The sequence below is a fragment of the Bacillus sp. FJAT-45037 genome (genome assembly GCF_002797325.1).
Lineage (GTDB): Bacteria > Bacillota > Bacilli > Bacillales > Bacillaceae_D > Alkalihalophilus.
Map to the genome: position 1 here is coordinate 1,931,526 of NZ_KZ454938.1, position 12,753 is coordinate 1,944,278.

Here is a 12,753-nt window from a genome sequence, read left to right on the forward strand (position 1 = left end):
ATCAACCTCAATGAGCTGGGGAGCTGTATTCTTCCTCTTCATCATCCTCAACAGCGTTGAGAAGTGAAACCATTTGTCTAACTGACAATCCTTGTTTCTTCTCCTCATTCATCTCACGTCTTCTCCAACCTTGAGACTCAATCAATCTAATAAACTTAGTTAAATGCTCAGAAGCGTTCTTGGTCTCAGTGTCAAACCTTGTATTTACCATTCTCATATGTCTAAGAGCTTCCATGGTAATGGCTTGGAGAGCGTACTCTTCAAATACTGTCTCAATAATATAGCTTTGCTTTGCTCCTTCCTCGCACCAATCAATAAAGTCAAGCTCCTCTTGAGAGAGCGTTTGAAGGAAATCTGGACTATACAAACCATGAACCTTTGAACGACCTCTGAGCTTGCTTATTGACTTCCTCTTGCCTTCCTCAGAAGTTGCTCCAGTGCTTTTACCACCATGTATTGCACACCTTCCATTGGTTGACTCATCCTCTTTAAAGTGGGGAGCACGAGTACAAACAGCAACCCTTTCTCCCAGACCTTGAAGAGCTCCACAAACAGTGTGGGACTTCTTCAGTTCCTTGTAAGCTGAGGTTGTCTTTGCAATATCCTTATCTTCCTCAATAGCAACACTTTGAACAGTCTTCACTTTAGCTTGTAAACGTGTATCTAAATCTTTGAAGCTTGGCATAATTATTCACTCTCCTTTTCTTCTTGAATTACCTCCAATAAAATTGGAGTATAATAAATTTGTTTGAATGTATTCTCCTCACTAATATTGCTCATAATTGCATGAAATATCTTGTGAGCTTTTGTTGCTCCAACTAGCTCCTCAAGCTCTCCAAAGTGCTCAAATATCAAGCAAATTGAGCTATCCAAGCAAGCTTCTTGTAACCTCACAAGTACCACTGAAGCTTTCTCCTTATCAATACTCATTTCTCACCCCTCCTTGGTTGTTACTGAAGAGCCAGCTCCAAAAGGAAACCAGCTCAGTCAGTTTTATATTGTATCTTTACCGTACTTTCTTTCGTACTCAGCGTAAAACTCACGCTCTTCATTCTCCTTCTGGAGTTTTGCTGTGTTAGCTTCAAGCTTCTTGGAAGCACTCTCAAAGAAGCTGTTAGCCTTCTCCATTTTTTCTCTTGTTCGTTTCATTTGTTCTGAGAATGGAAGCTTTTTAAAATCCTCTTTGGCTTTCAATTCTTCTTCAAGCTTATTGAAGTGCTTGTCAACTGTCTCAGAGACCACCTTTGAGACTTTACTTGAGAAGTCATCCTTTTTCTCTTCTTTCTTGTCTTCTTTATTCTCAATTTCCAACCTCTTGAGCAACCCTTGGAGCTCCTTACTCTCTTGAGCTGTCAAGCTTGGCTCAGCTTGGTCAAGTGCTTTATCAATTAAAGCTTTTGTCTCTTCAATTTCCTTTTTTGTTAGTTTCAATTAAATCACCTCATGTTTTATTTTTTGCTCAAACTTTCAAGCGTTGAGCTAATCTCTTCTTGTTTCTTTGTGAGTCGCTTCATAGCCAACTCATGAGCATAATCTCTCAAGCTTTCTTTTTCGTTTACTTGCATAGAAAACAATTCTAACTCCAATTTCACCTCAACTTTCCTCATATGCTTCACCTCACGAAATGTAATTTATAAAGAAGGGGAGAGGGAGAATGACTCCCTCATCAGTGCTTCTTATTAGTTCAATTCAATCCCTTGAGCCTTCAATTCTTTCTCTAATTGAGCCAGAACCTTATTGACAATCTCCTTAGCCTTCTCATTAGCTTGTTGTCTTGCTGAGTTGAGCTCTTGCTTTGCAAACTGAGCTTGCTCTTGTGTAGCCAAGTTTCTACCATCAACCGTATTGAAGCCATATTGCTGACCCCACTCAACCAAAGTGAAGTTTTTGTAATTGTCATTGTCTTCACGAATTTGTTTAACTTTCTCTTCTAGTTGCTTCACAACTCCAACTCTTGTCAGCGTCTCAATTTGCTCCTTCTTGAAGGCTTCTCCTTGAGCCTTATTCAAGTCTTTCTGAGCTTCTGAGCGTTCCTCTTGAGCCTTCTGGAGCTTGCTAGCAATCTCTTGAAGTTGCTTCTCAATGTCAGCTAACTTGCTTGTTGCCTTCTCTAGTTGCTTCTGAGCTGGCTTGTCGTTCTCATCAATTACAAGTGAAGCTTGAATAACCTCTTTAGCTTTGGCTAGTTGGCTCTTCTGAGTGTTCAACTTTGTTTGTTCTTGCTGAAGAACTCCAATATTTTCTTGAACCTTTGTAACTTCCTTTGTAGCTGTCTCAACTGTTAATACCTTCTTGTTTGTAAATAATCCCATTTCAAATCACTCTCCTAGTTTTTTTAGCTCCTTGGGAGCTGATAGAGAAGGAGAAAAACTCCAACTCATACTTTTATTGAAATATCAAATAACCTTCAAGCTCAGTGCTCCAAGGTGTTTCTTCATCTGTTTTCTATCTCAGTTCTACTTACTTGACAACTCACCCAACCTCCGAGCGTTCTCAAGCATATTCTCATGGTTTTTCTTAAAGCGAACTTGTAGCTCTTTTTCCAGTGTAACTTGCTCTTGAATTGAACTCATAAGTAATTTTATTTCTATGAAGTCCTCAATTGTATAGCCACGCTTCTGGAGCTCAGCTGGAATTGTATTTTTTTCAATGAAATCTGTCAGCTGTTCCATTGTTATTTCTTTTCTGTTATTCATCTTAGTGCACCTCCATGCATTGTAGTTGTTGCAATCTATTCAGCCAATACTCTGTTCTCTCACCAGTGTCACCATAGTAGTCCAACCCTCTCAAGTTGCCTTCATCAATTAAAACCCCTTCCTCAAAAGTGTACTGAGGAGAGTTCTTCTTCTTGTCGTGCTTTTCAGCAAGTGCTTGAGCGTATAACTCATAAGCTGGCACGCTCATTGAGTTGGAGTTCGCCAGCTGTCTCAGAGTCTCCTCAACGTGAGCTGGCTCAATGAGTGCTTGAATGTCTTCTCTATTGAGAAACTCAATCAACGTTTGAGTTTTGTTCATCATGTTTAGCTTCTTGTCAATTAAAATGAGGTTACCAAGGTGAGAGCCACCACCACGAGAGAGTGGTACAGCGTGGTCAATCTCAAGGGTTACGTCTGAACGACCACTCAACCAGCATTTACCTTGCCTTGACCAGCTCAGCTGTTCAACCATTTGAGCTGTGAGTGTTGCTTTGAGACCCAATTTCTCAGCTCGGTTGTTGTGAGCATATGCTGACTTTTTAGCTGAGTTGTCTTTGTACCACCTTCTACTTTTCTCATTGCGTTTTTCTGGGTTGTTTTTGTTCCAAGAGCTTGCGTGCTCTCTATTGCATTTTTTTGCAAGCACTAAACCTCTCAGCAAACCCACCTTTTTTTGTATTGAACCTATCAAGAGCTTTAACCTCTCCACAACTCCCACATGACAAACCAACAAGCTCCCCTTCCAAGTAAACCCTCTTTCTATTCCATTTTGTTTCTATCTCATCGTATTGTAATTTCATTTTAGTTCCTCCATTTATTTAGTCTTTTACAATGCTTTTTTTATTCTCTCTATTTTTCTATAAGGCTGTTACCTTCATAAGCAAGACCTTCTTGCTCCATTACCTCAAGCACCTCTGGGGTGTCTTTAATTCTTGACCATTGGCTTCTACTCGCTCCTAAAACTTCTTTGTAAACGTAAGAGCATTTAACCTTTTCAAAGCCACCAGTTTTTAAATACTCAATATAGTTCTCAAGGGAAGTTTTTTCTTTTTCCTTTCCAGTAATGCTAAAAGGTAACTTCCAATCTTCAAAAGTAGCTCCCTCAAAGTCCTCTTTGAGTTGCTCAATAACATTTTCAAACGTGCAAAACATATAAATTGTTTTATCAACATTCGACTTGTAACCCCTTAGCCTTCCAATTCCTTGGTGTCTGTCTGCTGAAATGTCTGACTCAAAGAAGCCTTGAATTGCTTCACTCTCGAACTTTTGACCTCCCCTAGTGTTAAACTCTGTTGAGAAGTCTTCTCCAAAAATTGCTCTTGCAGTCTCAATGTAATAAGCTGGAGTCTTTCTGTTCATTCCCAAGAAGAGAACAGAGTCGCAGTGTTGGAAGTCGTTTGAGCTTCTCTCATCATCAAAATACTTCAACATAATCTTTCCCATGGCTTCCTCAAGCTCAAGAGCTTTCTGGTACTTTGAGAAGTGTTTCTTGTAAACTACAACAAGCGTTTTGTTGTGGCTCTTAGAAACTTCCTTTGCAAGTTTAACTGTTTGTTTAAATCCATCTTTGTGATTGTCAAAGAAGCTTCTTCCAATGTTGTGCTCATAACAGTTTTTAACCGTTATTTTTGAATATGCTTTCTCTGGTATCACTGGAGCAATTATATTGAATGGAGCAACCTCATAGTTCACATCTCCAACCGCTGAAGCGTCAAGAATGTGAGTGTTCATTGAAGTAAGCTTTTGCCAAACTGTTCTACCTACCACCAAGCCAACTCCTCTTGAGTTGCTCTCACAAGTACCACCACGCTTAATTGCTTCTGAGAATGTTCCTAGTAAGTTATAATCACCACTAACCACCTCATGGAATTTAATCCAGTCATAAAATAGCTCGCTTGGCACTTCAAACAATGGGTCAATAGCTTCAATATTAAAAGTTTGCCTTCCACCTTGCTCAATGGGTCTTTTAAGCTTTGCCTTGAGCTTCTCAGCAACTTTTTCAATCTCCATGACATAACCTTTGTGGTACTCAGTTGAAGCCATTGAGACGCTTCTCACAAGCTCTGTGAGCCTTTCAATATTTGTTGTTGTAAGCTTTGGAGTCTCAGTGAAAGTTGGTCTTTCATCAATAATTAAGTTTGTTCTTCTCCTCGTGTTTCCTTCCTCATCAATCCACTCCATGTAGTTAGAGAGTTTGTTCTGTGAAACAAGCAACTCAAGCATTTTATGAGTAACAACAAGAATTGGAGCTCTCTCTTGAGCCTTAAATTGTTCCAAATAAACCTCCTCAGTCATCCCTTCTCCTCTTCCTAGTAGGGGTGAAGCTGTAAGCTTTCCTCCAGTGGAGCTGTTGACCTTCTTACAAAATTCAATAACTTGTTTTCTTTGTGGCTTTGCTATAATTGCACCCCAGAGAACATTGTTGGAGTTGCCATTATAAGTTGCCCACGTCTCAAGCATTGTAGACTTTCCAAACCCAGCTGGAGCTGACCACGCAATTGGCTTTTCAAGTGGTGCTTGGTAGTTCCAAGCCATGTAACTGGCTCTTGCAAAGTTTATCTCATCAATTGTTACCTCAAGACCATGACTTTTAAGAGTACCTTCAAATTCGTGAGCCATGTGAACAGCATTTCCATCCCCTCTTGCATTTAAAAACATTGTGTCCAGCTCGTGCTTGTTTGAAAAGATAGCATTAAGCTTCATTCATTTTCACCTCCTTTATTTAGTCATTGACTTGAACAACTCGAATAATCTTTGAAACGTCTGTCTCATTAAGTGCTTCCATAACGTCTTGAAGTCTCTTTAATGTGTAACGCTTTTGCTTGCATAACCTTGAAACAGTTGGCTGGTCAATTCCAAGCTTGTCAGCAAACTGAGCTTGGGTCATTCCTTTATTTTTTATGGCATTTGCTAAGTTGTTAATAACTATTAAGTTCATTTTATTTACCTCCTTCATGTAGTTTAGTATTCTTCCAATCAATTCATATTTAAAAAGAATAGTTGCTCAAAGAAGCAACTCAATAGCATTGTTAAACAATAAATAATTGGAAGTAACACGATTAGTTTTAATTAAGGGAGATGAGTGCTCGCTCTTCTTGAATTTCTCCAAGAGTCTTCGCAAGCTCCTCTTCATCATCAGAGACTATATAAATATACAATTCCATGAAGTGTGCTCCACCTATGAGGTAGTGAAGCAGATTTGTAGAGAGCATTTTTAAAAGCCAGCTCTCAAGGCTTCCAAGGAGACGTAAGAAGAGAGTTATGAAAAGTAAACAGTTGACTCTTGAGTGAGTCAGATAATTGAACCGTTCATTTGTTGTCTCCCTTTTTGTCCCTTCACTATATATATGACGAGGGTGTGACTCCTTTTTGTCCCTATACTATATATATGAGAGAAGCGTTTATCCAAAAGGAGTTACACTTCAGTAATAAAGCTAGTTTTCTAAGGAGTTGAACCCCTCAAACCCTTGGTATGATTGGACTTAAAATTATTTTAAAAAGTTTTAGAAAAAAGATTTATAATGAGCTTTACTCTATTGGGAATGTTATTTGAAACTAATCATGCTTATAGAGTCTTTATAAGGCTATGATGAGTTTTATTTTTAAAGCTACCACCTCATGGAAACATTTAAAAATAAAAGAATAGTTGTCATCATGGGGAATAAATTCCAGAGGGGAGCTATCATTCATTTCTGGAAAAAAAAGCGTACCATCCCCTAATAGAGTTTATTTCTTTAGGACATGGTACGCTTTTTAACTCACTTCATTAAAAGCATTAAAATAAAAAGTGACGCTTCCCCTAAAGAAATAAATACTATTAGGGAGATTGTCACTTTTGAGAAGCCACCTCATGGAAACATTTAAAATAAAACAATAGCTGTATTATTGAGCTGGAACTACTTAGTGTAACAATTTACTAATACATTATTATTACAAAATTGTTACACCTAGTAGGTACTCCTCATAAAAACCATTTAAAAATAAATATGAGTTGTCATTTTGAGGAGTGAACTCCAGAGGGGAGCTATCATTCATTTCTGAAATAAAAATTTAATAAAAAATATGAGGTGAATAATAGAACTCCCCTTGAGAAGTCAAACTCAATAGTAATTGGATTGAGAAGGGAAATGGAGAGAGGAGCTCCAGAGGGAATTATACTGGAAACTAATGGGGGGTGACTAATTAGTGATTTAATTTCTTCTGTAAATGTCAAGGTGCGAGTGCTAGAGACCCCCTACCCCTTGTAATATTCACGAGCTCCACTTGACAGCTCCCCTCCCTTGTGCATTGTGAGCCAGCCAACCTCTTGAGCTCCACTCACTAGCACCACGAACCAGAGCACCTCATGAGAACTCCTCTGTGGCTCTCTCTGAAGCGTTCTACTCCCATGAGTACAAACACACCAGCACACCTCAAAGCTCCACTGCGAGTCAGCTATATAGCACACTAACAGCATTTTTGTCAAGCACCTCTCCAGAAGACTCTCAGTAGCTCTCTAAGGAGCTTTACTAAACAGAGTTAAAAATAACCCTAGAGAAATAGTGAGCCACCTCAGAAGAGCACTGGAGAGCTCTGAGCTATATGTTACCTCTTGAGCTGGGAGCTGTTTGTTCATTATATGTTTTATGAGGAATCAACCTCTTAGCATATTAATAGTGTTATTGTCAAGCACCCCACTGGAAGGCTCTAAGAAGGCTCTCTCAAGCGTTTACTTTTAAGGAGGTACAAATACCCTAGAACAATAGTGAGCCACCTCACAAGAGCACCAGTAAGCTCTCTCATATATATATATATATAGCACCTCATTAGCTGGGAGCAATAGTCCATTACATGTATTATGAGGAGTCAAGCTCAACAGCACAATAACAGCATTACTGTCAAACTCCTCTCCAGAAGGCTCTCAGTAGCTCTCTCTGAGCGTGTACTCTCAAGGGGGTACAAAATACCCTAGAACAGCAAAAAGTTGACTCATAAGAGCACCAGTGAGCTCTCATATATATAGCACCTCATTAGCTGGGAGCTGTTGTTCATTATATGTAATATGAGGAGTCAAGCTCATTAGCACACTAATAGCGTTACTGTCAACCACCCCATGAGAAGGCTCTCAGAGCTCCTCTAATCGTTATTACTCTCAAACCTTATAACGCTGTAAGCCACCTCATGAGAACGCTGAGAAGCTTGCACACATATAATAGAAAGCAAGTAAAAGAGAAGTTGTGACTCTTGAAAGTGGACTCATCAAGGGAGCTCCAGTGAGTGACTCCAGAGGGAACGCTTTTAAATTGTATTTGGCAAGAGAAAAATGTATAAAACGGCAACCCTTTTTGAATGCCACTTACCAACCTAATTTCTCTAACTTACATCTCTCTTAATGCTAATGATTCTTTCATTCGATTGCTATTCCCTCCAAAAAGGACTAAGTGGGAATGGTGAATCAGACGGTCTACGACTGCTTCTGTTAGAATAGGATCTCCGAAAACATGATTCCACTGCCCAAATTGGAGGTTCGTTGTGATAATAATACTTCTTTTTTCATAACACAGAGAAATCACTTGGAAAAGCAACTCAGCTCCCTGCTTATGTAAAGGGATGTAACCTAATTCATCCAGTATTAATAGATCTAACTTCTCAATCCTCTTGAAAAGTTTAGTAAGAGTGCCTTTCTCATTGGCATCTAATAGTTCATTTGCGAGGGAGGCAATAGTGTAAAACTTAACACGTTTTCCATGTTTATGTATGGCGTTTAGGCCAATGAGCGTGGAGAGGTACGTCTTTCCAGCACCTACACCCCCATAGAAAACCATATTTTCCTTTGTTTCTATAAACCTACCGTTTAATAAATATTGTTGGTTCAACCCTTGTCCAAGCTGGATATCTTGCCAATCAAAAGGTTTGCCAGATACGTTTGGCAAGGTTGCCGCTTTAAGCAATAGATTAACTTTCCTCTCCTCACGTTGTTCGATTTCTTTTTCAAAAAGCGTTAATAAATAGTCTTGAGGATTCTTCGAATCTACTTCATGAAAGTGTTCTCGTATCCAACTAAGCTTCAAACGTTTGGCATATTCCTGTATCTTTTCTTGCATCATGTCTTGTCACCTCCTAAGGTGAAGAAGGCATCATATTGATTCATACCACGTTCTGCTATGGGCATAGCTGGTACGGTACTTTTCAGTTTAAGTGTTTGTCTGTGACCACGACCATGAACTAATTGATGGAAGACTTGCTTTATGGTCTCTGAAGATGGATGACACCTCTCAGAAGCCATCTCTAAGGCCTCTGTCGCTCTTTCTAAGCGATTACTCTTTAATATTGTCGATAATAAAAGGAGAGCTTTTTTCTTTTCTTCGACTGTACATTCATGTAGATATTTCTGCCATGCATCGGGAAGCTGATCATAAAAAGTCGTGTATTTTAAAGCAGTTGGCCTCTTAGCCATAAGTGATAGATAAGGGTGCCAAATCATTGATTTAGACTTTTCTCCATATAAGCGTTCATGACTCACGATCACTTCATATTGATCCGTAAGGATATCAATGCGATTGTACCTAATACCTACCGATACTTTTTGCTTAGCGTAACGTGGAGAAGTCGAATACCTTTTTGAATTCACAATGACGTAACCATATTTATCTGCCTTCAATGTTTCAATGCGCCTACCTGTGTATTCTTTAGGGGGTAAGTAAAATAATGCCTCACGATCCTCCTCAAACAATCTAGCTATCTCATCCTTTTTTTCGTAGTGTAGACGGTATCGATCATTCTCTGCTTCTTGCCACAACCTATTATTTAATTCTTCTAGTTGATACACAGATCGTTCGGGTAAAAAGAAGTTATTCCGTACGTATTTAACCATTGCTTCTACATGCCCTTTTTCATTTCCTGCACCAGGGTTACAGAACTCATACTCAAAACCATAGTGTAGGGCAAATCTCTCAAAACCTTCTGTTAACTCGCGTTTCCCTTGTGGAAGAATCTTCTTCACAGCTGGGGACAAATTATCAAAACGTATTCTCTTTGGTACACCTTCTAAGTGGTTAAAGAACCGCTTCAACCCTTCTAGGAAACAATCTTGATTCTGAGATTCAAAGACTTGAACTAAGAATGCGTTACTGTACGGAAAGGATAGCACGAGATATGGAAGGTCAACGACCTTACCGTCTCTTTTAAAGGGGGCCTCCCCAAAGTCTACCTGAGCATCACCAGGCCTTGATTCTAACGGGATGGCTGCACCTTCACTTTCGTCTAATAATTCTTTTTTGCGTTTAGAAACATAGGCCCTTACCGTTCGATCAGAGCCTTTAAAATCTAATTCTTCATCATTAACAAGCATTTGCCAGATACGTTTGGCAGTCCTTCGGTATTTCCTTTTCTTCTTCATATCTTCCTTCAACCATTTATCCACAATATCTTGCACTGGCTCCATTACAGGAGCTGGTTGTGATTTTTTCCTTTTCTTCTCTGGTTGAAATTCCTCAAGGTCAGCATATTTTTTAACTGTTCTGATATCTTTATTTGTTCTTCTAGCCACATCCGAATAGGAATGACCTTTCGAATTAACTTCTTGTCTGATATAATTGATCTCGGTCACTTGTAACATCTCCTAAAACTACCTCCTGCCAGTATTGGGTCCAACAGGAAGTGTATTGAATTTTTGGGATGTTAGCAAGTGGCTTTTTTTGTGCAGCTGCCTCATCAGGCCACCTACATAAAAGGAGTGCCATACCCTACATTTTTATAATGCCATAAACATTTAAATGTCTTATGAGCCAGTTCTTAAAGGCTCGTTCCACTTGAGCCAGTCATCTTTGCTCTTATCTCCTCTGAGCTGGTAGCTCTTGAGCTCTACCTTATATATATGGAGCTCAAATGAATGGTTATATAACAAGGGTTTCCTCTTGGGAGGTACTAAGATGGGAGTTGACTACTACTCTATTAAGAAAGTGGTCTCAAGGGAGGTTTGCTGTCTCAAATGCACACTTGAGGAGAACTATCAAATATAGCTCCAGAGAGGACTTGCGAGAAGGCTAGTAAGCGTCTTTGTGAGCTGGCTAGTGGTTTACTTGTGAGGTCTGAGAAGGCTAGTGAACGTCTCTCAGTGGGAGTTGTGAGCGTGCTATATAGTCAAACATACAACAATTACTGAGAAGGAGGACTAGCGAGGGAATACATGTGTTTGTATGATAGTTTCCACGTCTTTGAGTTACGTATTTAAGTCACGTCTTTGAGCCACCTCATGAGCTTCCTTGAGTTCTCTCCTCATCAACCCAACAACTATCAAGCTTGACTTATCATGTGGTACTAACAAGTTTAACCCTTCAAGTTATGACTCATCATATACACTAACAAGCTCAAACAAACCAAGCTCACTCATAATAATACAGCTTATATTTACTTTCATTTTTCTTCTCATCATACATTTACTAACATACTTGGAACTAACCAAATTAGTGAGAGCTGTCTTTCTTTTTATTTCATGCTCTTTTGGTTGCTTAATAGAATACCAGCTCCAAAGCGTAAACTCCTTATAGAGCCACTTCCAGAGCGTACTTAATAGCCTACCTCATCTACTTCCACCCTAGAAGGCTCATTAAGCATATGCCAGATTGGTGCACACCAAGGGAAGGACAACTCAAAAAGTTCTGCTAGATTGTTGGGATAATTACTAAAGTAATTCCAATGAGTGTGGTGTGTTTACTAATAATCAACTTTAAAATCTCCTACTTCGAGAACTTATCATTTAAATCATGCAACAATCCTTCCATCAACTCTTTCTCTTCAGTGAATTTCACATAATGAGACAGGATACCTCGAACTCTTCTTTCAACTCCGACCTTATTTAACTGCTCTTGGATTTCTATATTTGTGAAGGTTTCATTTTCAAGTATCGAATTTATTTCAACCTCTAGGATATTTATTAACTCTTTAATAAGTGTAAACTCTTTAAAATATTGTTGGGGGACTACTTCCCAAGGTAACCCATTCATTTCTTTTGTAACTTTCTTAAGTTTCGCCAAATCCATTTTCATAATCTTGATGGTACTGTCCTCTAAAACATAATCCTCCTTTAGAGCTGGAAGAAAAAAAGTAAGGTGCACTAGAGCTTTATCAATTATATTATCAATTATTCTTATACCCTTTTCATTCTTCTCCTCAACAGTTTTCCTTTTAGTTTTATTCTGATAATTAATTGTTAGCATTACACCTACAAGTGTCAGCAATCCCCCAATAATTCCACCCATGTAACTTCCATAGAAACTTATCCAGATAGTCTCATCACCAACCACCACATTACTAAACCAGTCAATTCTCATGAGTTGGTTTATCAAGACTGGTACGAGCGACAAAAATATAAATAACGCTATTGCAAGAAACACATATCTAAATTTCATTAGCTCCTCCACTTACTTAATAAAATATAAATTTTGGTCAATGTCATCTACACTTTGTCCATTTAAAACTAACAAGAATATCTCATAAGCCATAAATTCTATGTTAAAGATTTCATGCTTCAGTTCATCAACAAATTGCTGTTCATTCTTGTCATAAACACCAAAGTAATCGACCGTACTAACTACAAAGAGTATGGAAACATCATTATAATTTTTTTGACTCTTCTTTTTAATGTTCTCAATCACTTTCTCGAAATAGCTTGGTACTCTCTCGTCAATACTTTTGTGGTCACCAAAACGCACTTCACCATAGCCTCTTGAGTTTAACCTTTTTGCGTCTTCAAACTCCCATTTCCCATCAAAGTAAGAAGTAATTTCAATCTTTCTTACCTCTTCACCATCTTTAATGATTGAACCATCATAGCCTTGATTGCCAAGAATTATTTTACACTTGAAGTCCTTTTCACAGTATTGAGACTGACTAAATAAATACAATGGATAGAACTCCTCAAGAAACTCTTTAACTCGACCCTTTTTTAATCGAGCAAGTTTGATAAACTCTTCATTTTCATTAATAAGTTTCTTCTTTTCGATAAAATAAGATTTCATCTCTGAAGGTGTTCTATATTCTTCTAAGTCTACAAATAAATGATTAATGCACTTCATGA

The 12,753-nt window shown here is 38.5% G+C and carries 14 protein-coding genes; all 14 read right to left on the reverse strand.

All coding sequences use genetic code 11. The features are described 5' to 3' along the window. Positions 1-7: 7 nt before the first annotated feature. Positions 8-685: an HGGxSTG domain-containing protein gene (locus tag CDZ88_RS09855; protein WP_100373393.1), complete on the reverse strand. Its 678-nt coding sequence runs from the start codon at positions 683-685 to the stop codon at positions 8-10. Between the two features lie 2 nt (positions 686-687). Next, a complete protein-coding gene (locus CDZ88_RS09860) occupies positions 688-930 on the reverse strand; it encodes a hypothetical protein (RefSeq protein ID WP_100373394.1) in 243 nt (80 codons plus the stop codon). Positions 931-993: 63 nt separating this feature from the next. Next, entirely contained in the window at positions 994-1,431 is a 438-nt protein-coding gene (locus tag CDZ88_RS09865; protein WP_100373395.1) for a hypothetical protein, read from the reverse strand. Positions 1,432-1,448: 17 nt separating this feature from the next. Beyond that, complete coding sequence (locus CDZ88_RS17420) at positions 1,449-1,607, reverse strand: hypothetical protein (protein WP_157796525.1); 159 nt, start codon at positions 1,605-1,607, stop codon at positions 1,449-1,451. 72 nt (positions 1,608-1,679) lie between these two features. Next, positions 1,680-2,312 (reverse strand): hypothetical protein, encoded by a 633-nt coding sequence (locus CDZ88_RS09870; protein WP_100373396.1) that lies wholly within the window; start codon positions 2,310-2,312, stop codon positions 1,680-1,682. 144 nt (positions 2,313-2,456) lie between these two features. Further along, the gene (locus tag CDZ88_RS09875; protein WP_100373397.1) at positions 2,457-2,696 is read right to left on the reverse strand and encodes a hypothetical protein; all 240 of its coding nucleotides are present in this window, start codon (positions 2,694-2,696) and stop codon (positions 2,457-2,459) included. 1 nt (position 2,697) lies between these two features. Beyond that, positions 2,698-3,342 (reverse strand): HNH endonuclease, encoded by a 645-nt coding sequence (locus CDZ88_RS09880; protein WP_100373398.1) that lies wholly within the window; start codon positions 3,340-3,342, stop codon positions 2,698-2,700. Beyond that, a complete protein-coding gene (locus CDZ88_RS17425; RefSeq protein ID WP_157796526.1) occupies positions 3,320-3,496 on the reverse strand; it encodes a hypothetical protein in 177 nt (58 codons plus the stop codon). Before CDZ88_RS17425 ends, CDZ88_RS09880 begins: the two co-directional genes overlap by 23 nt. 49 nt (positions 3,497-3,545) lie before the next feature. Beyond that, positions 3,546-5,399 carry a hypothetical protein gene (locus CDZ88_RS09885; RefSeq protein ID WP_100373399.1) on the reverse strand — a complete coding sequence of 618 codons (1,854 nt, stop codon included), beginning with the start codon at positions 5,397-5,399 and terminating at the stop codon, positions 3,546-3,548. A 19-nt stretch (positions 5,400-5,418) separates the two neighbouring features. Continuing rightward, positions 5,419-5,634 carry a helix-turn-helix transcriptional regulator gene (locus CDZ88_RS09890; RefSeq protein WP_157796527.1) on the reverse strand — a complete coding sequence of 72 codons (216 nt, stop codon included), beginning with the start codon at positions 5,632-5,634 and terminating at the stop codon, positions 5,419-5,421. A gap of 2,419 nt (positions 5,635-8,053) precedes the next feature. Further along, positions 8,054-8,779, reverse strand: coding sequence for an IS21-like element helper ATPase IstB (gene istB, locus CDZ88_RS09895; protein WP_100374629.1), 726 nt, complete (start codon positions 8,777-8,779; stop codon positions 8,054-8,056). Further along, the gene (gene istA, locus CDZ88_RS09900) at positions 8,779-10,293 is read right to left on the reverse strand and encodes an IS21 family transposase (protein ID WP_100372911.1); all 1,515 of its coding nucleotides are present in this window, start codon (positions 10,291-10,293) and stop codon (positions 8,779-8,781) included. Before istA ends, istB begins: the two co-directional genes overlap by 1 nt. Positions 10,294-11,413: 1,120 nt before the next feature. Beyond that, on the reverse strand, positions 11,414-12,085 hold the full coding sequence (locus tag CDZ88_RS09905) for a hypothetical protein (protein WP_100373401.1): 672 nt from the start codon (positions 12,083-12,085) through the stop codon (positions 11,414-11,416). A 12-nt stretch (positions 12,086-12,097) separates the two neighbouring features. Further along, complete coding sequence (locus CDZ88_RS09910) at positions 12,098-12,751, reverse strand: hypothetical protein (protein ID WP_232718619.1); 654 nt, start codon at positions 12,749-12,751, stop codon at positions 12,098-12,100. Between the last annotated feature and the right edge of the window lie 2 nt (positions 12,752-12,753).